This is a genomic window from Pseudomonas sp. NPDC089547, from assembly GCF_050280665.1.
Lineage (GTDB): Bacteria > Pseudomonadota > Gammaproteobacteria > Pseudomonadales > Pseudomonadaceae > Aquipseudomonas.
In genome coordinates, this window is record NZ_JBNNVS010000001.1 from 21,346 (window position 1) to 46,528 (window position 25,183).

General features: G+C 67.7%; 4 protein-coding genes. All 4 read right to left on the reverse strand.

Features of this window, described 5'->3' with window-relative positions:
• Positions 1-105 precede the first annotated feature (105 nt).
• The 4 genes from ACQKPZ_RS00090 to ACQKPZ_RS00105 all read right to left on the reverse strand — a co-directional run bounded on the left by ACQKPZ_RS00090 (position 106) and on the right by ACQKPZ_RS00105 (position 25,168).
• The gene (locus ACQKPZ_RS00090; protein ID WP_427534889.1) at positions 106-1,290 is read right to left on the reverse strand and encodes an HlyD family type I secretion periplasmic adaptor subunit; all 1,185 of its coding nucleotides are present in this window, start codon (positions 1,288-1,290) and stop codon (positions 106-108) included.
• Complete coding sequence (locus ACQKPZ_RS00095) at positions 1,287-3,455, reverse strand: type I secretion system permease/ATPase (protein ID WP_427534890.1); 2,169 nt, start codon at positions 3,453-3,455, stop codon at positions 1,287-1,289. Before ACQKPZ_RS00095 ends, ACQKPZ_RS00090 begins: the two co-directional genes overlap by 4 nt.
• A complete protein-coding gene (locus ACQKPZ_RS00100) occupies positions 3,452-4,888 on the reverse strand; it encodes a TolC family outer membrane protein (protein ID WP_427534891.1) in 1,437 nt (478 codons plus the stop codon). The genes ACQKPZ_RS00095 and ACQKPZ_RS00100 overlap by 4 nt, the downstream gene beginning before the upstream one ends.
• Before the next feature lie 63 nt (positions 4,889-4,951).
• Complete coding sequence (locus tag ACQKPZ_RS00105) at positions 4,952-25,168, reverse strand: BapA/Bap/LapF family large adhesin (RefSeq protein ID WP_427534893.1); 20,217 nt, start codon at positions 25,166-25,168, stop codon at positions 4,952-4,954.
• Positions 25,169-25,183 lie beyond the last annotated feature (15 nt).

A 25,183-nucleotide genomic window follows, 5' to 3' on the forward strand; every position in this document is an offset into this window, starting at 1 on the left:
GCCCCGGCAATGTGTGTATCTATGCTGAAACCCCGGGGCTGCTTTGCAGCCCTTTCGCGACACAAGGCCGCTCCTACAGGGGCCAGCGTTTGCCAGAAATGCGGGTCAGCGTTCGCGCAGGGCCTCCTTGGCCCGGTTCAGCGGCTTGATCAGGTAGTCCAGAATGGTCTTTTCCCCGGTGCGGATATCCACCGTGGCCACCATCCCCGGCACGATCGCAAAGTGCTTGCCGGCCTTGTTCTGCAAGCTGTCCTGCTCGGTACGGATGAACACACGGTAGTAGTAGATTTCGGGCTTCACTTCATCCTGCAAGGTATCTGGCGATATACCTACCACCTTGCCGTCCAGCCCGCCGTACACCGAGTAGTCATAGGCACTGATCTTGACCTTGGCCGCCTGGTCCGGGTGGATGAAGGCGATGTCGCGTGGAGCAATGCGGGTTTCGATCAGCAGGCGTTCGTCCATCGGCACGATCTTCATCACCTGGCCGCCCGGCTGTACCACGCCGCCCAGGGTGTTGACCTCGATGTCCTTGACGATGCCTCGCACCGGCGAACGCAGGGTCAGGCGGGTAAGCGAGTCGCTGCGCCCGCGGATCACCTCGGCCAGGCTGTCGGCCTCGGCGCTGGCCTTGGCCAGTTCTTCCCGGGCCCGCACCAGGTAGTCGGAGCGGGCCTCGTTGGCCTTGAGCTCCAGTTCCGAGCGCTGGCGGTTCAGGCGGATCACCTCGACCCGGCTGGAGGCGCCCATCTTGGCCAGGTTTTCGGTGATCTTCAGCTCGCTGCGCACCAGTTGCAGCGAGTCCTGGATGCCCGCCAAGGTCTGCTCCAGGCCGCGTCGCCGGGTCTGGTACAGGGCTGTTTCAGCGTCTATCAGGTCGGGTGAGTCGCGCAGGCTTTCGGGGAACGTCAGCGGCTTGCCAGTCACCTCGGCCTGCAAACGGGCCTGGCTGGCCTTGGCGGCGCGGTACTTGGCTTCGCTTTCGCCAACGCTGGAAGCGGTCTTGGTCGGGTCGAGCTGGGCCAGCACCTGGCCGCGCTCTACCAGGTCGCCCTCGGCCACGCTCATCTGCGCCACGATGCCGCCCTCGAATGACTGGATTACCTGCTCGCGCGAGCTGGGAATTACCTTGCCGGTACCGGTGGACACTTCGGTCACTTCGAACCAGGCCGCCCAGGCCAGGAACGCCGCCAGCATCAGCGCGCAGATGGTGATGATGCGGCCGGCGCGGAATACCGCCTGGTCGTCCTGCCCATCCAGGTAGGAGGCCGGGAGTTCATGGTTGCTCATGCCTGCGCTCCTTGCAGTTTGGCCATTGCGGCATCACGCGTGTCGTCGATGACGATGCGCCCGCCATCCAGCACCACGATGCGATCGACCCGTTGCAGCACGCTCAGGCGGTGGGTGGCGATCACCAGGGTGCGGCCCTGACAGAAGCGCTCCAGGTTATCCAGCAGCTTTCGCTCGGTCAGGTCGTCCAGCGACGCGGTCGGCTCGTCCAGCAGCAGTACCTGCGGCTGACGCACCAGCAGGCGCGACAGCACCAGCGCCTGGCGCTGACCGCCCGAAAGGCCCAGGCCACCTTCCAGAATCAGGTGATCCATGCCTTTGGGCAGACGGCGCACGAAGTCCAGTGCCCCCGTGGCGGCGAGTGCGGCCACCAGCTCCTGGTCGCTGGCCTGGCCGGCGCCCAGGGTGAGGTTTTCCCGCAGGGTGCCGTGGAACAGCCGGGCATACTGCGGCAGCAGGCCGACGTCACGGCGCAGGTCGGCAGGGTCGAGGTGGGCCAGGGCGATACCGTCCAGGCTGACTTCGCCTTGCACCAGGTCCATGGCCCCACCCAAGGCTTGCAGCAGGGTCGATTTACCGGCGCCGTTGCGGCCGAGCACGGCAATGCGCTCGCCCGGTTGAATGTCCAGCTGGCCGATGTTCAGTACGGGTGGGGACTCTTCGCTGTAGCGGAAGTTGGCCTGGCGCAGGCGGTATTCGCCGCGGATCGCCGGCAGGTGTACACGGGCTTCGCCCTCGGGGTGGTCGACCGGGGACTGCATCAGCTTGTCCAGCCCTTGCAGGGCCACCTTGGCCTGTTGCCAGCGGGTCAGCACATGGGTCAGTTGCGCCAGCGGTGCCATCATTCGTGACGACAGCATCGAGGCTGCCACCAGGCTACCGGTGGTGAGGTCGCCGGCAATCACCATGGGGGCGCCGATCACGATGACCACGGCAAACACCGCGCCTTGCACGTTCTGCGTCCAGGTCACCAGGCCATTGGTAAGGGTGCGCAGGCGCAGGTTGGTATGGGCGCAGGCGGCGTTGTACTGGTTCCACTGGCGCTCGAAGCGTGCTTCGGCTTGCAGTGCCTTGATCTCGTCCAGGCCTTGGATACTTTCCACCAGCATCGCGTTGCGCAGCGCAGACTCGCGCATCGAGGCATTGGCCAGCCGCGCCAGGCGCCGTTGTGCCAGTAGCCCGGGCAGCACCATCGCCAGCAGCGCCACCAGCGGGATGAACACCAGTACCCCGCCGATCAGCCAGAACACGAACAGGAACAGCAGGAAGAACGGCAAGTCGGCCAAGGCCGTGGCGGTACTGGAAGTGATCAGGTCGCGGATCGACTCCAGCTCGCGCAGCTGCGAGATGAACGAGCCGGTGGATTTCGGCCGCACCGAGTTACGCAGGCGCAACGCATGCCCGTAGACCAGGTCACTCACCCGCAAGTCGGCGCGCTTGCCGAGCAGGTCGGTCACCTTCAGCCGCAGCAGGCGCATGCTGAAATCGAACACCAGCGCCAGCACCACGCCGCCAAACAGCACGTACAGGGTGGGCAGCGATTCGGCCGGGATCACCCGGTCGTACACCTGCATCGAGAACAGCACGCCCGCAAGGGCCAGCACGTTGGCCACCAGCGAGGCGACCATGACCTGCCCGTAGGGGCGCAGGTCGCGCAGCACGATGCGGGCGAACCAGTGGCGGTCGTAAGGAGCGGTGTAGTCGTCGGTGCGCACGTCACGCAATGGCCGCGCCGGGCGCAGCAGGGCGACCCGGTTGATACGGCCCTTGAGGGTGTCGCGTGGCAGGCGCGAGGTCAGGCCCTGGTCGCCGGCGAACACCACGGCCAGGTCGTCCTCTTCGGTCACCGACTCGACCACTGCCAACTGGCCGTCGTCCAGTTCCAGCACCAGTGGCGTGCGCCACTGCCGCAGGCCCTTGGCATCGAAGCGCACGAAGCGCAGCGCCAGGCCGGCCTGGCGCGCCATGTGCCGGAGGATTTCGTCCAGTGGGCGGGCGTCTTCGACGGCAGCCAGGCGAATGCGCTGGGGCGACACATCCAGGCGATAGTGGTGCGCCACCTGCAGCATGACCTCAAGCCAAGGCCCCAGATCTGGCCGATGCGGTTGCTCGGCCGCTGGGGCAGCAGGTTGGGTGGGCAGGGTCACATTGATCGAATCACTCATGGCTGGATCTCCACACCTTGCAGGTTGCGCCCGTCAAGGCCAAAGGCCGTGCGCAGGGCGCCGGTGTTGTACAGGCAGTCGACATCCAGGCGCAGCAGGTCGGAGCGGGTGCCGGCAAGTTCGAAGCGTGACTGGTAGATCTCGCCCTCGGCGTTGAGCAGGTCGAGCAGCGGCCGGGTGCCCAGGTCGAGGTACTGGCGGCCATAGAGCATGCGGGCTTCCTGAATGCTCACCTGACGCGCCTCCAGCGAGGTCAGGCGACGGCCTAACCCGGAGGTTTGCGCCATGGCTTCGGCCAGGCCGCGACGGGCTTGCAGGCGGGCGGCATCCTCGGCGGAGTCGGCAGCGGTCAGGGCATGGCCGGCGGCGCGGCTGCGGGCGCTGATGGCGCCGCCCTGGTAGATCGGTACCTCGACGTTCAGGTAGATACCCGCCTGGGTGCGGTCCATGCGTGAGTTGTCGCGGTTGTAGTCGTTGTCCAGGTAATGGTTGACCTGTGGTTGCAACGACACGGTCGGGTAGGCCTCGGCCTTGGCCTGGGCCAGCTCGGCCTGGCCCTGGGCGCGCTGGGCCAGCGCCATCAGCACGGCGGGCAAGCGGTCATCGCCTTGCGAGGGGCGCTTGCAGGCCTGGTTCAATGCGGGAGGTGACTCTTCGGCCAGTGCCGGTGGGGTCACGCGCCCCATCAGCGCCGCCAGGGTCGAGCGCCAGCGCTCGTACTGCGACTGGTATTCCTCCAGCGTGGCCCGGGCGCTTTCCACCCGGGACTCGGCCTGCACCACGTCGGAACGGGTGCTGGCGCCCATGTCGCTGCGCTGGCGGGCCATGCCGGCAATGTCGCCGACCCCGCGGATCTGGTCGCGGGCAATGGTCATCAGCTGCTCGTAGCGGCGGGTTTCGATCCAGGCATAGGCGGTGTCACGGGCCAGGTCATCCACCACCAGCAGGATATTGGCCTGGGCGCGTGCAGCGGCGGCCTGGGCGGCGCTGACGGCGCTGTCGACCTTGCCGAAGTCGTAGAGCATCTGCTTGAGCGACAGGTTGAGGGCCTGGCTGTTGCGGTCGCCGCCATAGCCGGTGTCGTAACCGGTGCGGATACCGCCGGAAATTTGCGGGTAATACCCCGCGCGGGCGACGTTGATGCCTTCGCCCTGCTTGTACAGGTTGCCGATGGCTTCGGCGATGCTTGGGTGCCACTGCGCAGCTTGCAGCACTGCGTCGGTCAGCCCCAGGCGTTCGCCACTGGCGACCGGTGCCATGCCAATGGCCGGGCGCGCAGGCACCGCTTCGGGCGCATCGCGTAGCAGCGATGGCCCGATCTGGCGCAGTTGAGGGTCTATATCATCGGCTGCCTGGGCAACCGGGTGGAAGTTGATGGCCAGGAGCCCGAAGGCTCCCAGCAACAGCGGTGACAGCGGACTGCTTCGCTTCACATAGTTCCCTTACTGCTGGTCGTCCATGCCGCCGGGCGTTTGCCCGGCGGGTTTGCAGCGGCCTCAGACAACGTGGATACCGTTCTGCACCCAGAGCTGGTGGCTCGGATCCTCCTGCGCCGTGTATTGGTTATAGTCGATACCGTCGGCAGTTTGGTTCCCGACCAGGCTCCAGTTGTCTGTCATGTGCACCGAGTCGTTCGCGTCCCCCTTGATGATCAGTGTGTTGTTGCCGGTTTCGGTAATGGCCACCACGTCGGCCAGGTTCAGGGTCAGGGCCACCGAACTGGTGTCGTTGAGGTCGATGATTTCGATGTCGTGCACGCGCCCGACCAGGTTGCCCAGGTCGATGCTGGCATCGCCGCCGCCCCATTGCAGGGTATCGGTACCGGTCCCGCCGTCGACGCTGGCGAAGTTCTGGTCGACGATCACCAGGGTATCGTCACCCGCGCCACCTTCCAGGGTGATGTGCCCGCCCTGGCTGCCCACCAGGTGGTCGTTGCCGTCGGTGCCGGCTATTACGTCGCTGGCGGCGGCCACGCTGGCCAGTGCGACTGCCTCGTCACCGCTGTCGGCCACCAGCGAACTGAAGGTGGTGAGGCCGGCAGCGTTGTCCAGGTTGATGGTCAGCGTTGCCGTGTCGGTGGTGCCGTTGGGGTGGGTCAGCTCGTAGGTGAAGGTGTCGTGCTGGCCGACCGCCGCCGAGGTCAGCCCCGAGTTGAGGGTATAGGTGTAGCTGCCATCCGCGTGCACCAGCAAGGTGCCGTAGGTACCGGCCACGCTCACCCCGTTGTAGCCCGGGATGGTGTAGGTGTTGGCCGCCGTCAGTACGCTCAGCACGGTCAGTGCCGAACCCACGTTGTCGTCGGTCAGCAGGTTACCGGTCGCCGCTGTCGCGCCACTGACCACGAACTCGGTCAGGTGCGTGGTGGTGGCGTTGACACTGGTGGTGATCGAACTGGCCAGGCCGATGCCGCCGGCGGTGACCCGCACGTGGTAGGTGCCGGCGCCCTGGTTCTGGAAGGTATACCCTGCGCCGCCGCCGAGCAGGCTGATCAGCGAGCCACCGTTCACCGATTGCACCAGCACGTATTGGCCGGTGGCCGGGTTGAGCTTGAGCAGTTCGATGGTGGTGCCGTTGAGCAGGCTCAGCAGGTTGGTGGAGTTGACCACCACCTGCAGGTTGGCCGTGGTATCGGCAGCCACCGTGGTGGTGTAGGTGGCCTGGCGACTGCCGATCAGTGGCAGGGTCAGCGAGCCCAGCGTACTGCTGCTGGTGTCTACCCGGTTGGCCAAGGTCAGGTGGCTGAAGCCGACATCGTTGACTGCGTCGACCACCGTGGCCGGCGCGCCGTAGTTGGTGTTGCTCCAGATCTCCGTCGCCTGTGGGCTGTCGATGCGTACATACAGGTTGGCCGCATCGGACAGACCGTTTGGGTGCACCAGCTGGTAGCTGAACACATCGACCTTGCCGACGCTGGCCGGGCTGCCGTTTGGCGTGTAGGTGTAGCTGCCGTCCCCGCGGATCACCAGGGTGCCGTACAGGCCCTGCACCGTGGTGGCGGTGCCGGCCGCGACGTAGCTGCCACCTTTCAGCACTTGCAGCACGGCCAGGCTGTCGGGGCCACGGGCATCGACGGCGCCATCGGTGCCGACGTCGGTGATGACGTTGCCCGAGGTGGCGGTGCCGGTGCCGGTGAACTGGGTCAGGCTGGTGGCCGTGATATCCAGCTCGGTGGTGACCTGGGTGATCAGGCCTATGCCGCCGCTGCCCACGGTCAGGCGGTAGTCGCCCGCTTGCAGGCTACCAATGTCCACCTGCAGCCCGATTGGCAGCACGATCAGGTCGAGCAGCCCCTGGGTGTTGCCGGTGGCAAGGGTTATCCAGGCGCCGGCCGCGTTCTTGACCTGCAGGGTGAACGTGGTGTTGTTGAGCAGCGCCAGCACGCTGTTGGTGGTCAGCGTCAGGGTCGGGTCGACCGTGGTGCCGGCCGCAACCGTCCAGGTGTAGGTCTTGGTGAAGCCCGACAACAGCGTGGTGAAGCTGTCGGTGTAGGTCTTGGTAGCGCTGACCGGTACCAGGTTGACGGTGGCCGTTGCCAGGTTGTCGCTGGCGATGACCGGCGCGTTGGCATCCACATCCGGCGCGGTGATGTTGACGTTGCCCGACACGTTGCCGCGTGGGTCGGCCAAGGTTACCGAGAGGATCTGGCCGTTGTCCTGTGGCGGGCTCAGGGTCACGGTGAAGGTGCCGTTCTGCTGCACCGTTGCGGTTTGCAGCACGGTACCGCTGGCGCTGCGCACGGTCACCGTGGCACCGACTTCGCCGGTACCAGTCAGGGTACCGCCGTCGGCACTGATCACCAGGTTGCCGGCTGCCGCAGGCGGGGTCAGGTCAGGTGCGGTCAGCGCGGTGCCGGTGGACACGTTGCCGGCGGCGTCGGTGAGGGTGACGCTGAGCGCCTGGTTGTCGATCTGTGCGGCGGTCAGGCTGACCACGAACAGGCCGTTGCTGCCCACCGTCGCAGTCCCCAGCACGGTACCGGCGCTGTTGCGCACGGTGACCGTGCTGCCGACCTGGCCCGAACCACTGACCGAGGTGCCGTTGGCGTTGATGGAGGCCAGCGGCGCAGCCGGCGGAGTGGTGTCCGGTGCGGTCAGGCTGGTGCTGGCAGACAGGTTGCCGGCCGCATCGGCCTGGCGCACCACCAACAGTTGTCCGTCGTTCTGCGCAGTAGTCAGGGTGATGCTGAAGGTGCCGTTGGCCTGCACCACACCGCTACCGACCTGGCCGTTCGGGCCTTGTACGGTGACGGTTGCACCTGCTTCACCGGTACCGGTGAGTACGGTGCCCGCGCCGTTGATGGTGACGTTGGTCGGTGCTGCCGGTGGCTGCAGGTCGGCGGCGGTGTAGCTGGTGCTGCCAGAGATATTGCCCGTGGCGTCGGCCTGGCTCACGCCCAGCACCTGGCCGTTGAGTTGCGCGGCGTTGAGGTTGACGGTGAACACGCCACCGGCATTCACCAGGCCACTGCCCAGCACGTTGCCACTGGCATCGCGCACGGTCACCGTGGCCCCGGCCTCGCCAGTGCCGCTCAGCACCAGGCCGTTGGTCGACAGGCTGGTCACCAGCGGGTTGGCCGGTGGAGTGATGTCGGCTGCCTGCACAAACGTTGGCTGCGACTCGCCGCCGACCAGCGCCACGGCTGTCACCGAGAGGTGCTGGCCGTTGAGCTGGGCTGCGTTGAGCGTCAGCGTGAAGGTGCCGTTCAGCGTCGCGCCCCCGGTGCCGATCAGGTTGCCTGCGGCATCGTACACGCGGATGCCAACGCCGCTTGGCGCGTTGCCCGTCAGGGTCAGGCCGTCGCCGCCGAGAATCACGTTGGTCGGTGGTACCGGCGGTGCGATCAGCGGGGTGACGTAGGTCGCTACTGCCGACGTGTTGATGCCGTCGGACTGTGTGATTGCCAGGGTGGCCAGCGAACCCGCTGCCGGCGTCAGGGTGATCTGGAAGTTGCCCGCAGCATCGACCGTGCCGGTGCCGATCACTGTCCCCCCGAGGCTGACAGTGACCGCGGCATTGGCCTCGCCCTTGCCGGTCAGTACGTTGAAGGTGTTGTTGATCGCCAGGTTGGTGACGATGTCGGGCGGCGAGGTGTCGTTGGTCTGGTAAGGCGCAGGCACCGAAACGTTGCCGGCATCGTCAGTGGACACCACGGAGAGCAGCTGGCCATTGTTCTGCGCCGGGCTGATTGGCACGGTGAACTGGCCGTTCGCACCCACTTCCACGGTGCCGACGACGCTGTTGTCCGGCCCGCGAACGGTGATGGTGCTGCCGGCTTCGGCGGTACCGGTCATCGACGTGCCGGCGGCATTGAGCAGCAGGTTGCTCGGCTGTACCGGTGGCGTCAGGTCGGGCGCAGTCACCAGCAGTGGCGACGATGGGTTGCCGGTGGCGTCCTGGGCGATCAGGGTCAGTTGCTGGCCGTTGATCTGTGGGCTGTTCAGGTCAACCACGAAGGTGCCGTCCGGATCGACCGTCACCTGGCCCAGCAGGTCGCCATTGTTGTTGATCACGGTGACCCGGGTGCCGGCCTCGGCGGTACCGATCAGCTGGGTGCCGCTGTCGTTGATGGTGGCAATCACGGTTGCCGGTGGCGTGATGTCCACCGCCGTCACCGTGCTGATCGGCGACACGTTGTTGCTGGCATCGGTCAGGGTGACCTGCAACACCTGGCCGTTGAGCTGGGCTGCATCCAGGTTGACCGTGAAGGTGCCGTTTGCGGCGACTGTAGCAGTGCCGATTTCAGTGCTGCCGACATACACGCGCACCGTGGCGCCCGCTTCGCCGGTACCGGCCAGTACATCGCCTGCTGCATTGAGCCGCAGCTCGGTTGCCGCAGCTGGCGGTGTGTGGTCCGGTGCCAGCACGCTGACCGGTTCGCTGACGTTGCCGGGTGGGTCGGCCTGCAGCACCGACAGCACCTGGTTGTTGATTTGCGCGGGGCTGAGCTCGACGCGGAAGCTGCCGTCGGCAAGCACCGTGCCGGTGCCCAGTACGGTACCGGCTGCGTTGCTGACGATGACGGTTGCACCGGCTTCGCCCAGGCCGCTGACCACGCTGCCGTCGGCATTGATCACAACCTGGGTGAGCGGGGCTGGCGGTGTGAAGTCCGGGGTCAGCAGTGTGGCTACCGCCGACACATTGCCGGCCGCGTCGGTCTGGGTGAAGCTGAGCAGCTCGGCGTTGCCCAGTGCCGGAGTGAGGGTGATGGTGAAGTGGCCGCTGGCATCGACGATGGCGCTGCCGATTTGCGCGCCGCCGGGATCCGTCACGGTGACGGTCGCGCCAACTTCCCCGCGCCCTGTGAGGGTGATGCCATCACCGGAAACGGACAGCTGGCTTGGCGCCGCAGGTGGCGTGGTGTCCGGCGCCGTGATGGCGCTGGCGTCAGACTGGTTGCCAGCGGCGTCGGTCAACACCACGTGCACTTGCTGGCCGTTGGCCTGCGGCGAATTGAGGGTGACCTGGAAGGTGCCGTCGGCGCGTACCACCGCGGTACCCAGCACGCAGCCATCTGCTGCCAGTACCCGCACGCTGGCACCGGCCTCGCCGCTACCGTTGAGCAGGCTGCCGCCCCCGGCGAAGGCCAGGCTGGCTGCGGCATCCGGCGCCACACGGTCGGGCGCGGTCAGGCTGACGCTGTTGGACTCGTTGCCGGCAACGTCCCACTGCACGGCGCTGAGCTGCTCGCCGTTGATTTGCGGGGCGCTAAGGTTGGCGCTGAAGTTGCCGTTGGCATCGACCAGCGCAGTGCCCAGGTCGATACCGCCTTCACCTTTCACGGTGACGGTGGCACCCGGTTCGCCGCGGCCACTGAGTACCAGGCCGTCGGTGGACAGTACCAGGTTGGTCACAGGTAGTGGCGCAGTGGTGTCCGGTGCCAGCAGGGTGGCCGGCAGCGAGACTGCGCCGTCGCTGCCGGTGGCGCTGACCTGCAGCACTTCACCGTTGGCCTGGGCACTGCCCAGGTTGACGGTGAAGGTGCCGTCGTTGGCGACCGGGCTGCTGCCCAGCAATACGCCATTGGGGCCATACACCTTGACCGTGCTGCCCACCGATGCGGTGCCGGTTACCGACAGGCCGTCAGCGGCCAGGACCAGGTTGTCGGGTGTTGTCGGGGCCAGCAGGCCCGGCGCGGTGACGTTTTGCGCAGGGGAGACGTTCTGTGCGGCGTCAGCCTGCACCACGCTGAGGCTTTCGCCAGTGATCGCGGCCGGTGACAAGGCCACGCTGAAGTGGCCGTCGGCGCCGACTGTGGTGGTGCCCAGCACGGTATTGTCGGGTGCCCGCACGGTGACAGTTGCGCCTGCTTCGCCATTGCCTGTCAGGGTGGCACCACTGGCGGAGACCGCCAGGTTGGTCACGGCCGCTGGCGGTGTGGTGTCGGCTGCGGTGTAAGGCGCAGCCGTCGACACGTTGCCTGCCGCGTCGGTTGCGGTTACCTGCAGGCTCTGGCCATTGGTCTGGGCACTGCTCAGGGTGACCTGGAAGGTGCCGTTGCTGGTGGCTACCGCCGTGCCCAGCACGTTGCCGCTGGCATCGCGCACGGTCACGGTGCTGCCGGCTTCGGCGTTACCGGTCAGTTGCAGCCCGGTACCGGCCAGGGCCAGCGCGGTGGGTGCAGCGGGTGGCGTGAAGTCTGGCGCGGTGACCGCCACGGCGGTGGAGGTGTTGTTGCCCGCGTCGGTCTGCGTAACGCTCAGGTGCTGGGCGTTGAGTTGGGCGCTGGTGAGGGTAAGGGTAAAGCTGCCATTGGCAGCCACCAGGCCGGTGCCGATGATGGTGCCGTCCGGCCCACGCACGGTGACGCTGGCGCCGGCTTCGCCGAGGCCGGTCAGGGTCAGGCCGTTGTTGTTCAGCGCCACGTTGGTCAGCGCTGCTGGCGGGGTCAGGTCCGGGGTTTGCACGTTGACCGCAGGCGACGTATTGCCGGCGGCATCTACTTGCGTCACGCCGATCGCCTGGCCGGTGGCTTGCGGGGTATCGAAGGTCACCGTGAAGCGACCATCGGCACCCACGGTCGCCGTGCCAAGTACAGCCCCCGCAGCATTGCGCACCTGCACCGTGGCCCCGACTTCGCCGCTACCGGACAGCTGCCGCCCGTCCTGGCTCAGCAGAGGATTGGTGATTGCAGCAGGCGGTGTACGGTCTGGCGTGGCCAGGCTGGCCGGGCCGGATATGTTGCCCGCCGCATCGCTGAGGGTCACTTGCAGGGGGCTGCCGCTGGTCTGTGCAGCAGGCAGGGTGATCTGGAACTGGCCGCTCTGGTTGACGGTACCGGTCGCCAGGATGGCACCGCTGGCATCGCGAACCGTGACACTGGCGCCGGCTTCGCCCTGGCCGCTGAGCACGGTAGCCGCGCTGTTGAGGCTGAGGTCGCTGGCCGTCAGAGGTGCCTGCAGATCGGGTGTCTGCACGCTGGTCGCCAGCGACACGTTGCCGGCTGCGTCGGCCTGGGTGACGATCAGGCTCTGGCCGTTGGCCGTGGTTGGCGCAAGGGTGATGCTGTACAGGCCGTTGCTGCCGACCGTGCCGGTACCCAGCAGGGTGCCCTGGGCATCGGTGACCCGCACCGTGGCCCCCACTTCGCCCTGGCCGGTAAGCGAACTGCCGTTGGTGCTGAGGTTGGCAGTCGGTGCGTTCGGCGCCGTGGTGTCGTTGGCCACGACGGTGGCCGGTACCGATGGCTGGCCATCGACCGTGGCACGGGCGCTGACTTGCAAGGTCTGCGCGTTGAGCTGGGCGTTCTGGAAGAACACACGGAAGCTGCCGTCGCTGCCGACGGTGGCGGTGCCCAGGGTGGTGCCGCCAGAGGTGACGGTGATCAGCGAACCCACGGTGCCGGTACCGGTCAGCAGGAAGCCGTCGGCACTGATCGCCAGGCCGGCAGGTGTCGCCACTTCGTTGCCGGTCGGGCCTGCCACCGGCACTTCGGTGGAGGTGTTGCCTGCCGGGTCGGTGACCACCACGGTGCCGGTGTCGCCAGTGGCAAGAGGTGGGTCGACCGGCACTACGAACGTGCCGTCAGGGCCTGTGGTGCCGCTGCCGATCGGGTTGCCGTCGGCGTCACGCACGACCACGGTACTGCCCGGTTCGGCGGTGCCGCCGACAGTGCCGCCATCCGGGCTGACGGTCACTCCGGTGGCCGGTTGCGGGTCGGTGGTGTCGGGCGCTGTGGCTGTTACCGGTGCCGAATCGTTACCGGCTGCATCGGTCACCACTACAGTCACGGTTTCGCCGTTGGTCTGCGGGGTGTCCAGCGGCACGCTGAAGCTGCCGTCCGGATTGACCGGGACGGTGACGACATTGCCCGCGCTGTCGGTGACGGTGACCGAACTGGCACCCGGCGCAGTGCCGGTAACAGTCGTGCCGTCTGCGCTGACCGCCACATCGCCGGGCACTGCCGGAGGGGTGATGTCGGGTGCGGTGATCGGGGTGATGTCGGAGACGTTGCCCGCCGCGTCGGTCAGGGTCACTTCCAGCGCCTGGCCATCCAGTTGTGCAGGCGCCAGTGGTACGGTGAAGTTACCCCCCGCCGGCACTACCACGCTGCCGAGCAGGTCGCCAGCGGCGTTGCGCACTTCAACGGTGCTGCCCGCTTCGCCAGTGCCCTGGATGGCATTGCCGCCCTGGGTAATGGTGAGGCCCGCCGGTGCGTCCGGTGCGCTGGTGTCGTCGGCAGTGAAGCTGGCCGAAGGCGAGGCGTTGCCACCGCCATCGATCAGCACCACCGACAAGGTTTCACCGTTGGTCTGGGCTGGCGCGATCGGCACTTCGAAGGTGCCGTCGCCGTTCACTTGGATGGTGCCCAGCAAGTCGCCGGCCGCATTGCGCACTTCCACGGTGCTGCCAGGTTCGCCCTGGCCGCTGAGCAGCGTGCCTGCGGCGTTCAGGCCAAGGCCCTGGGCTGGCAGTGGCGCCTCAAGGTCCGGCGCGGTCACGGTGTTGGCAGGCGATGGGTTGCCGGCATTGTCCGCCTGGCTCACGGACAAGGTCTGGCCGTTTACCTGTGGCGGGTCGATGGTCACGCTGAAGCTGCCGTCCGGCTGCACGGTGGCGGTGCCTACCACCGCGCCGGCTGTGCCGGTGACGGTGACCTGGGCACCAGGCTCGCCGGTACCGGTCAGGGTGGAGCCGTCGCCCGAGAGGGTCAGGCTACCTGGAATGGCCGGCGCCTCGGTATCCGGCGCAGCGAGGTCTACTGCTGCCGACAGGTTGCCGGTCGGGTCACGCTGCTCTACGGTCAGCGCCTGGCCGTTGGTTTGCGGTGTGCCGAGGGTGATTTCGAACGCGCCGCCTGCGCCGACCAGCACGCTGCCCAGCACGCTGCCATCCGGCCCGCGCACGGTGACAGTAGCGCCCGGTTCGCCAATACCGGTGACGAGGGTACCGCTATCGTCGATGGCCGGGCTGCCGACCACCTGTGGCGGGGTAGAGTCTGGTGCGGTGAAGTCCACCGGCCCGGCACTGTTGCCCCGGCTGTCGGTGGCGTCCACGGTCAGGCTTTCGCCGTTGCGCTGTGGCGCGTTCAGGGTAACGTCGAAGCGGCCGTCACCGCCCACGGTGGTGGTGCCCAGTACATTACCGTCAGCATCGCGCACGGTGATGATCGAGCCACTCTGGCCCTGGCCGGTCAGATGCACGCCGGCGCTGTCGATGGCCAGGCCCGAAGGTTGCAGCGGGCCGTCCAGGTCCGGCGCGGTGATGGTCGCCGTCGAGCTGTTGCCGGCGGCATCGCGCAGTACCACGTCCAGTTCCTGGCCGTCGGTTTGCGGTGGGTTGAGCTGCACGCTGATGACCCCGTCGGCGCCGACCTGGGCATTGCCCAGCACGTTGCCCTGGGCATCGGTGACCTGCACCGTGGTGCCGGGCTCGCCGCGCCCGGTGAGGGTGCTGCCATCGTTGCTCAGTTGCAGTTCGCTCGCTTCGTTGGGCGGCGTGATGTCCGGGGCGCTGATCTGGATCGGCAGCGACGTGTTGCCATCTGCGTCGATCGCGACCACATCCAGCAGTTCGCCGTTGGCCTGGGCAGGTGAGAGACCGATGGTGAAGTTACCGTCGTTGCCAGCCTGGATGCTGCCTATCAGGTTGCCCTGGGCATCGTGCACTTCTACCAGGCTGCCTGGCGGGGCCGAACCGCTGATGGAACTGCCATCGGCAGCCACAACCAGCCCACTCGGGCTGTCCGGTACCGCGGTGGCCGGCACGATGATGGTGAGGCCTACCGAAGGGTTGCCGGCAGCATCGGTCTGCACCAGTACAAGGGCTTCACCGGCAATGACCGGGCTGTCGAGGTTGACCAGGAATGTGCCATTTGCCGAGACGGTGCCGGTACCGATGACGGTGCCATTGGCATCGCGCACTTCGACCGTGGCACCGGCTTCGCCGCGCCCGGAAATGACCACGCTGCCAGCACCCGCAATGACGTTGCTGATGATGCCTGGCGGGGTGATATCCGGGGTGGCGTAGTTCAGCGGCACCGAGCTGTTGCCGGCTGCATCGGTCACCCTGACCGACACGGTTTCGCCGTTGGCCTGCGCCGGGTTCAGGGTGAGGCTGAAGCTGCCATTCTGCCCGGCGATGGTGCTGCCGATCAGGTTGCCCGAGGCATCGCGCACATCCACCCGCGCACCTGCTTCGGCCGTGCCGGTCAGTGTCACGCCATCGGCCAGCGCCAGGCCGGTCGGTTGCAGTGGTGCCACATGGTCGGGCGCAGTCAGCGGGCTTGGTGTGGATACGTTGCCCGCGGCATCGGTCAGGGTTACTTGCAGGGACGAGCCGTCGATCACCGGCGCTGGCAGTGTGACGGTGAAGCTGCCGTCTGCCTGCACGGTGCCGCTGACCAGCACCTGGCCCTGGTCGTTGCGCACTTCCACGGTCGCACCCACTTCGCCACGGCCCGAGACGGTACGGCCGTCGTTGCTGATGACCAGGTTGCTGGCCGGGTCCGGTGGCGTGGTATCGCCACCGTTGTCGACGATGGGGGCCGTGATCGAGCCGGCCTGCGAGGCATTGCCGGCAGCGTCGGTGGCGATGACTTGCAGCTGTTCGCCCGCCACTTGCGGCGGGGTGAGGGTGATTTCGAAGGCACCGCTGGCACCGACCACCACGCTACCCAGCACAGTGGTGCCATCTGCAGCCAGCACGCGCACGGTGCTGCCCGCCTCGGCGCGGCCGCTGACCACGGTACCGTCGGCGGCGATTACCAGGTCGCTTGGCGCGACTGGCGGGGTAATGTCTGGCGCGCTGACCTGCACCGGCAGCGACGAGGTGCCGTTGCTGTCAATGGCCACCACGTCCAGCAGCTCGCCGTTGGCCTGGGCCGGGTTGAGCACCACGGTGAAGGTGCCTTCGGCACCGACCACGATGCTGCCGACCAGCGTGCCGTTGGCATCGTGTACTTCCACGCGGCTGCCGGCCGGGGCCGAGCCGCTGATGCTGGTCCCGTCTTCGGCGACTACCAGGCCGCTCGGGCTGGTTGGCGTGACCACCAGCGGCACGTCGTAGGTCAGGGCCTCGGAGGCATTGCCGCTCGGGTCGGTCTGCACCAGGCTCAGGCGCGCGCCTGGCAGCGCAGCCGGGTCTAGGTCGAGCAGGAAGGTCCCGTTCGCGGTTACCAGGCCACTGCCGATCAGCGCGCCGTTGGCGTCACGCACTTCGACCGAGGCACCCGCTTCGCCACGACCGCTCAGGGTAAGGCCGTCGGCGCCGACCACGATGTTGCTGACCTCGGCAGGCGGGGTGATGTCCGGGGCATCGAACTGCAGGGGTGTCGACACGTTACCGGCAGCATCCACCAGGCGAATGTCGAGGACTTCGCCATTGGCCTGGGCCGGCGACAGGGTGACGCTGAAACTGCCATTGTCGTTGACCAGGCCAGTGCCTATCACGTTGCCCGAGGCATCGCGCACCTGCACGGTGGCGCCGGGCTCGCCGCTACCGCTCAGGGTAACGCCGTCGGCCAGGGCCAGGCCGGTCGGCTGGGCCGGCGCCTGCAGGTCCGGGGTTACCACCGAAGCTGGCGCAGAGGCATTGCCGGCGGCATCGGTCAGCACCACCTGCAGGGTGCTGCCGTCCTTGACGGGCGGGTCGAGGGTGATCTGGAAACTGCCATCCGGGTTGACTGTACCGTTGGCCACTACATTGCCCTGGGCATCGCGTACCTGCACGCTGGCACCGGCTTCGCCACGACCGCTGAGCTGGGCGCCGGCCAGGCCGACGACCAGGTTGCTCGCGGCGTCGGGTGGCGTGGTGTCGCCACCGTCGATGTCTGGCGCGGTAACGCTGCCGGCACTGGAGGCATTGCCGGCAGCGTCGGTGGCAGTGACTTGCAGTACCTCGCCGTTCACCTGGGCCGGGTTGAGGGTAATGCTGAAGCTGCCGGTGGCGCCGACCACCACGGTGCCGAGCACGGTAGTGCCATCGGCGGCCAGCACGCGCACGGTGCTGCCCGCTTCGGCGCGGCCGGTGACCACGCTGCCGGTGGCATTGATTGCCAGTTCGCTCGGGGTGACCGGCGGGGTGATATCCGGGGCGCTGACCTGTACTGGCAGCGACGAGGCACCCGTGGCGTCGATTGCCACCACATCGAGCAGTTCGCCGTTGGCCTGGGCCGGGTTGAGGATGACGGTGAAGGTACCTTCGGCACCTACCACTACGCTGCCGACCAGTGTGCCGTTGGCGTCATGGACCTCCACACGGCTACCGGCCGGTGCGGTACCGGTGATACTGCCACCATCGGCAGCCACCACCAGGTCGCTCGGGCTGGCCGGCGTGGTGGTGGACGGTACTTCGAATTGCAGCGCTTCGGAGGCATTGCCGCTCGGGTCGGTCTGCACCAGGCTCAACTGCGCACCTGGCTGCACGGCAGGGTCGAGGTCGACGGTGAAGGTGCCGTTGGCACCAACGACCACGGTACCGATGAGCGTGCCGTTGGCATCGCGCACTTCGACAGTGGCACCGGCTTCGCCACGACCACTGAGCACCAGGCCATCGGCACCGACCACGATGTTGCTGACCGCGGCTGGCGGGGTGATGTCCGGCGCCGTGAACTCCAGCGGTGCCGAGCCGTTGCCGGCGGCATCCACCACACGCACTTCCAGCGCCTCGCCATTGGCCTGGGCGGGGAACAGGGTGACGCTGAAGGTGCCGTCATCATTCACCAGGCCGGTGCCGATCAGGGTGCCGGCAGCGTTGCGTACCTGCACGGTGGCGCCGGGTTCGCCGCGGCCGGTGAAGGTGACGCCATCGGCCAGGGCCAACTCAGTGGGTTGGGCCGGGGCTTGCAGGTCTGGCGAAGCGACCGAGCCGGGTTGCGAGACGTTGCCGGCGGCGTCGGTCAGGGTTACCTGCAGGGTGCTGCCATCGGTGACGGCCGGGCTCAGGGTGATGGCGAAGGTGCCATCCGGGTTGACGGTGCCGCTGGCAATCACATTGCCTGCGGCATCGCGCACCTGCACGCTGGCACCGGCTTCGCCACGACCGTTCAGCTGGCTGCCGGTAGCGTTGACCAGCAGGGCGGTTGGCGCTTCTGGCGGCGTGGTGTCGCCGCCGTCGATGTCCGGCGCGGTCACGCTGCCGGCCGTGGAGGCATTGCCGGCCGCATCGGTGGCGGTGACTTGCAGTACCTCGCCGTTCACCTGCGGCGGGTCGAGGGTGATGCTGAAGCTGCCGGTGGCGCCGACCACCACGCTGCCAAGTACGGTGGTGCCATCGGCGGCCAGCACGCGCACGGTGCTGCCTGGCTCGGCACGGCCGGTAACCACACTGCCGTCGGCATTGATTACCAAATCGCTCGGGGCGACCGGTGGGGTGATGTCCGGTGCGGTTATCTGCACCGGCAGCGACGAAGCGCCGCTGCCATCGATGGCCACCACATCCAGCAGCTCGCCATTGGCCTGGGCCGGGTCGAGGGTGACGGTGAAGCTGCCATCAGGGCCTGCCACTACGCTGCCAATCAGCGTGCCGTTGGCATCATGCACTTCCACGCGGCTACCAGCAGGCGCGGTGCCGCTGATGCTGCTGCCGTCTTCGGCGAACACCAGGTCGCTCGGGCTGGCCGGGGCAGTGGTAACCGGCACTTCGAACTGCAGCGCCTCGGAGGCATTGCCGCTTGGGTCGGTCTGCACCAGGCTCAGTTGCTCGCCAGGCTGCACGGCCGGGTTCAGGTCGATGAGGAAGGTGCCGTTTGCCGCAACCACGCCGGTGCCGATCAGTGTGCCATTGGCATCGCGCACCTCGACGGTGGCGCCGGCTTCGCCGCGACCACTCAGGGCCAGGCCGCCACCGCCGATCACGATAGTGCTGACCGCCGCAGGCGGGGTGATGTCCGGTGCGTCGAACTGCAGCGGCACAGAGCTGTTGCCGGCGGCATCCACCAGGCGCACGTCCAGCGCCTCACCGTTGGCCTGGGCAGGCGACAGGGAGAGGCTGAACAGGCCGTCGGCACCGACTACGCCGGTACCGATCACGGTGCCGCTGGCATCGCGCACCTGCACGGTGGCACCCGGCTCGCCGCGGCCATTGAAGGTAACGCCATTGATCAGCGCCAACTCGGTGGGCTGCGCAGGCGGTTGCAGGTCTGGCGAGGTGACCGAGCCGGGTGGCGAAACGTTGCCCGCGGCATCGGTCAGGGTCACTTGCAGGGCGCTGCCGTCGTTCACGGGCGGGGCCAGGGTGATGGCGAAGCTGCCGTCTGCACCTACGGTACCGGTGGCCAGGACATTGCCCGCCGCATCCCGTACTTCCACGTTGGTGCCCGGTTCGCCGCGGCCGCTCAGCCGGCTGCCGGCCAGGTCGATGACCAGGTCGGTAGGTGCTGTGGGTGGCGTGGTATCGACACCGTCGAGGTCTGGCGCGGTCACTGCACTGGTTGGCGAGGTATTGCCCGCAGCATCGGTGGCAGTGGCTTGCAGCACTTCACCGTCAATCTGGGGCGGGGCGAGGTTGATGCTGAACACACCGGTCGGGCCGACCACCGCGGTGCCCAGTTCGGTGCCGTCGGCGGCGACGATGCGCACGGTGCTGCCCGGCTCGGCGCGGCCAGTGATGACGCTGCCGTCAGCGCTCACGGCCAGCTCGGCTGGCGCAGCCGGTGCGGTGATATCGGGCGCAGTGATCTGCGTGGGGATGGAAGAAACGCCATCGGCATCGATGGCCACCACGTTCAGCAGTTCGCCGTTGGCCTGGGCAGGGTTGAGTTCAATGCTGAAGGTGCCGTCGGCATTGGCAATGGCGCTACCGATCAAGGCGCCGCTGGCGTCGTGTACTTCCACGCGGCTGCCGGCAGGGGCATTACCGGTGAGGGTGGTGCCATCGGCATCGATGGCCAGCCCGCTGGGGCTGACCGGGGCAGTGGTCAGCGGCACATCGTATTCGAGCGGGGCCGAGGCGTTGCCGCTGGGGTCCACCTGCAACAGCGTCAGCTGGTCGCCGGGTTGTACGGCCGGGTCAAGGCTGATCAGGAAGGTGCCGTTGGCCGTGACCACGCCACGGCCCAGCAGGTTGCCATCGGCGTCGCGCACCTCCACCGAGGCACCGGCTTCACCGTGGCCACTCAGGGTCGTGCCGCCCGGGCCGACCAGGATGTCGCTGACGGCATCCGGCGGGGTGATGTCCGGGGCGTTGAATTGCAGCGGTGCCGACGTGTTGCCGGCAGCGTCCACCAGGCGCACGTCGAGCGCTTCGCCATTGGCCTGGGCAGGGGACAGGGTCAGGCTGAACAGCCCGTCGGCACCGACTACACCGGTGCCGATGACAGTGCCAGCAGCGTCACGTACTTGCACGGTTGCACCGGGTTCGCCGCGACCGGTAAAGGTCACGCCATCGGCCAGGGCGAGGTCGGTCGGTTGTGCTGGCGGCAGCAGGTCGGCCGAAGTTACCGAACCTGGCTGCGAGACGTTGCCTGCGGCATCGGTCAGGGTGACTCGCAAGGTACTGCCGTCATTCACGGCAGGGGCCAGGGCAATGGTGAACAGGCCATCTGCGCCGACGGTGCCGGTGGCGATGAAGTTGCCGGCGGCGTCACGTACCTGCACGGTGGTGCCGGCTTCGCCACGGCCGCTGAGCTGGCTGCCGGCCAGGCCGATGACCAGGTCGATAGGTGCATCTGGCGGCGTGGTGTCGCCGCCGTCGATGTCCGGTGCGGTGACCGAGCTAGCCACGGACGTGTTGCCAGCGGCATCGGACGCGGTAGCTTGCAGTACCTCGCCGTCGACTTGTGGCGGGTTGAGGGTGATGCTGAACACACCGGTGGCACCCACTACGGCAGTGCCCAGTTCGGTGCCGTCGGCGCCGACAATTCGCACGGTGCTGCCTGGTTCGGCGCGGCCAGTGAGCACGGTGCCGTCCGCGCTGACGGCCAGTTCGGTCGGCGCGGCAGGGGCGGTGATGTCCGGGGCGGTGATCTGGGCTGGCAGCGACGACACGCCGCTGTCATCGATGGCAACGACATCGAGCAGCTCACCGTTGGCCTGGGCCGGGTTCAGTTCGATGCTGAAGCTGCCGTCGGCATTGGCGATAGCGCTGCCGATCAGGGTGCCGTTGGCGTCGTGTACTTCAACGCGGGTGCCGGCTGGCGCGGTACCGGTCAGGGTGGTGCCGTCGGCGTCAATGACCAGGTTGCTCGGGCTGTCCGGGGCGGTGGTCAGCGGCACGTCGTATTCAAGGGCCACCGAGGCGTTACCGCTCGGGTCAGTCTGTACAAGGCTCAGCTGGTCGCCCGGCTGGGCAGCCGGATCGAGATTGATCAGGAAGGTGCCGTTGGCGCCGACCACGCCGGTGCCGATCACGGTGCCATTCGCGTCACGCACTTCGACGGTGGCACCCGGTTCGCCGCGGCCGCTCAGGGCCACGCCACCGGCGCCGACCACGATGTTGCTGACTGCGTCTGGCGGGGTGATGTCCGGGGCATCGAATTGCAACGGTGCCGACGTGTTGCCGGCAGCGTCCACCAGGCGCACGTCGAGCGCTTCGCCATTGGCCTGGGCAGGCGACAGGGTCAGGCTGAACAGCCCGTCGGCACCGACTACACCGGTGCCGATGACAGTGCCAGCAGCGTCACGTACTTGCACGGTTGCACCGGGTTCGCCGCGACCGGTGAAGGTCACGCCATCGGCCAGGGCGAGGTCGGTCGGTTGCGCGGGTGGTAGCAGATCGGCCGAAGTTACCGAGCCTGGCGGCGACACGTTGCCGGCGGCGTCGGTGAGGGTCACTTGCAGGGTGCTGCCGTCGTTAACGGCAGGGTCCAGGGCGATGACGAAGGTGCCATCCGCACCCACGGTACCGGTCGCGATGATGTTGCCTGCGGCGTCACGCACCTGCACGGTGGTGCCGGCCTCGCCACGCCCGCTGAGCTGGCTGCCGGCCAGGCCAATCACAAGATCGGTCGGTGCCAGCGGCGGCGTGGTGTCGCCGCCGTCGATATCCGGGGCGGTAACCGAGCTGGCCACGGACGTGTTGCCAGCGGCATCGGACGCGGTCGCTTGCAGTACCTCGCCGTCGACTTGTGGCGGGTTGAGGGTGATGCTGAACACACCGGTGGCACCGACTACGGCAGTGCCCAGTTCGGTGCCATCGGCGCCGACGATGCGCACGGTGCTGCCCGGTTCGGCGCGGCCGGTGAGCACGGTGCCGTCAGCGCTGACGGCCAGTTCGGTCGGCGCGGCAGGGGCGGTGATGTCCGGGGCGGTGATCTGTGCGGGCAGCGACGACACGCCGCCGTCATCGATGGCGACGACATCGAGCAGCTCGCCGTTGGCCTGGGCCGGGTTCAGTTCGATGCTGAAGCTGCCGTCGGCATTGGCGATGGCGCTGCCGATCAGCGTGCCGTTGGCGTCGTGTACTTCAACGCGGGTGCCGGCCGGCGCAGTACCGGTGAGGGTGGTGCCGTCGGCGTCGATGACCAGATTGCTCGGGCTGTCCGGGGCAGTGGTCAGCGGTACGTCGTATTCGAGGGCTACCGAGGCATTGCCGCTCGCATCGGTCTGCACCAGGCTCAGGTGTTCGCCGGGCTGTGCGGCTGGGCTCAGGTCGATCAGGAAGGTGCCGTTGGCACCGACCACGCCGGTACCGATCACGGTGCCGTTGGCATCACGCACTTCGACGGTGGCACCCGGTTCGCCGCGGCCGCTCAGGGCCACGCCACCGGCGCCGACCACGATGTTGCTGACCGCGTCAGGCGGGGTGGTGTCCGGGGCATCGAATTGCAGCGGTGCCGACGTGTTGCCGGCAGCGTCCACCAGGCGCACGTCGAGCGCTTCGCCATTGGCCTGGGCAGGCGACAGGGTCAGGCTGAACAGCCCGTCGGCACCGACGATACCGCTGCCGATGAGGTTACCGGCAGCATCGCGCACCTGTACGGTGGCGCCCGGCTCACCGCGACCGGTGAAGGTTACGCCATCGGCCAGGGCGAGGTCGGTCGGTTGTGCGGGCGCCAGCAGGTCGGTCGAAGTTACCGAACCTGGCTGCGAGACGTTGCCGGCGGCATCGGTCAGGGTCACTTGCAGGGTGCTGCCGTCGTTAACGGCAGGGTCCAGGGCGATGACGAAGGTGCCATCCGCACCCACGGTACCGGTGGCGATGATGTTGCCGGCGGCGTCACGCACTTGCACGGTGGTGCCGGCTTCGCCGCGGCCGCTCAGTTGCTTGCCGGCCAGGCCGATGACCAGGTCCACAGGCGCATCTGGCGGCGTGGTGTCGCCGCCGTCGACGTCCGGTGCGGTGACCGAGCTGGGGAGCGAAGTATTCCCGGCGGCATCGCTGGCGGTGGCTTGCAGCACTTCGCCATTCACTTGCGGCGGGCTGAGTTCGATGCTGAACACGCCGGTTGGGCCAACGACGGCAGTGCCCAGTTCGGTGCCGTCGGCGCCGACAATGCGCACGGTGCTGCCCGGTTCAGCGCGGCCGGTGAGCACGGTGCCGTCAGCATTGACGGCCAGTTCGGTCGGCGCGGCTGGGGCGGTGATGTCCGGGGCAGTGATCTGTGCGGGCAGCGACGATACGCCGCTGTCATCGATGGCAACGACATCGAGCAGTTCGCCGTTGGCCTGGGCCGGGTTCAGTTCGATGCTGAAGCTGCCGTCGGCATTGGCAATGCCGCTGCCGATCAGTGTGCCATTGGCGTCATGCACTTCCACCCGGCTGCCGGCTGGGGCGGTACCAGTCAGGGTGGTGCCGTCGGCGTCGATGGCCAGGTTGCTCGGGCTGTCCGGGGCAGTGGTCAGCGGCACGTCGTATTCGGTCGCCGGCGAGACGTTGCCGCTCGGGTCCACCTGCACCAGGCTCAGGTGTTCGCCGGGCTGTGCGGCTGGACTGAGGTCGACCAGGAAGGTGCCGTTGGCACTCACCACGCTGGTGCCGATTACGTTGCCGTTGGCATCGCGTACCTCGACGGTGGCGCCAGGTTCACCGCGACCGCTCAGGGCTGTGCCACCCGGGCCGACCAGGATGTCGCTCACGGCTTCGGGCGGGGTGATGTCCGGGGCGGTGAATTCCAGTGGGATCGAGCTGTTGCCGGCGGCATTCACCTGGCGGATATCCAGCGCTTCGCCATTGGCCTGGGCCGGTGACAGGGTGAGGCTGAACAGGCCATCGGCGCCAACGGTGCCGGTGCCAATGATGTTGCCGGCCGCATCACGCACCTGCACGGTGGCACCCGGCTCGCCGCGACCGGTGAGGGTTACACCGTTGGCCAGGGCCAGGTTGGTCGGCTGGTCGGGGGCGGTGGTGTCGGGGTTGTCGACGTCTGGTGCATTGATGCCGGCAGCCGGCGAGGTGTTGCCGGCTGCGTCGGTGGCGCTGACTTCCAGGGCCTGGCCATCGGTTTGTGGCGGTTGCAGGGTGATGCTGAACAGGCCGTCCGCACCGGCTACCGCAGTGCCCAGTACTGCACCGTCGGCGCCGCGCACGGTAACGGTCGAGCCGGCTTCGGCGCGACCGGTGAGGGTGGTGCCTTGGGCATCGATGGCCAGTTCAGTTGGCGCCAGTGGGGCAGTCACATCCGGTGCAGTGACGGTGCCGGGCGCCGAGACGTTGCCGGCGCCATCGGTCAGGGTGACTTGCAGGTTCTCGCTGTTGACCTGCGGCGGGTTCAGGGTCACGTTGAAGCTGCCATCGGCGGCCACGGTGCCGCTGCCGATGAGGTTGCCGGCGGCGTCACGGATGTTCACCGTGGTGCCCGCTTCGCCGCGGCCGGTCAGGCGCAGGCCGTCCGGCGATACCAGCAGGTCGATGGGCGTGGCCGGTGCGGTGGTGTCCGGGTCGGAACCGCCACTGCTGCTGCCGCCACCACCGTTGTCAGCCGCTGCTGCCGCACCGCCGACACCCAGCAGGCTGAGCCCGGCAATTGCCCAGGTTGGCATGGCGCTACCGGCAGTGCCGATACCCGCGACCAGTTCGTCCAGCGAGGTCACATCTTCAAAGGTGAAGCCGGTGAAGGCCGTTGCATCGTACTGGGCGTGCCACAGGGTGCCGTCTTCGCCGACGAAGACGATGTCGCTGCCGACCCCGGCCTGGTCCACGGCGAAGAAGTTGCCGATGGTGACCTTTTCACCGGACTTCAGGGTCACGATCAGATCTTGCCCACGTTGGGTCACGGTGGCGATCTGGTCGGGGGCTACCGGCATCTGCACGACGCCCGGACCTTTCAGGTTGATATTGCCCCAGGCGCTCTGAGTGGCGACTTCGGATTGCTTATCGGCGACGACGATGTTTTCCATGGATGCTCCCTGCTG

Bases quoted from the DNA above. Each gene is read 5' to 3' on its own strand.
- ACQKPZ_RS00090 (WP_427534889.1), bottom strand. From the start codon at position 1,290: ATGAGCAACCATGAACTCCCGGCCTCCTACCTGGATGGGCAGGACGAC.
- ACQKPZ_RS00095 (WP_427534890.1), bottom strand. From the start codon at position 3,455: ATGAGTGATTCGATCAATGTGACCCTGCCCACCCAACCTGCTGCCCCA.
- ACQKPZ_RS00105 (WP_427534893.1), bottom strand. From the start codon at position 25,168: ATGGAAAACATCGTCGTCGCCGATAAGCAATCCGAAGTCGCCACTCAG.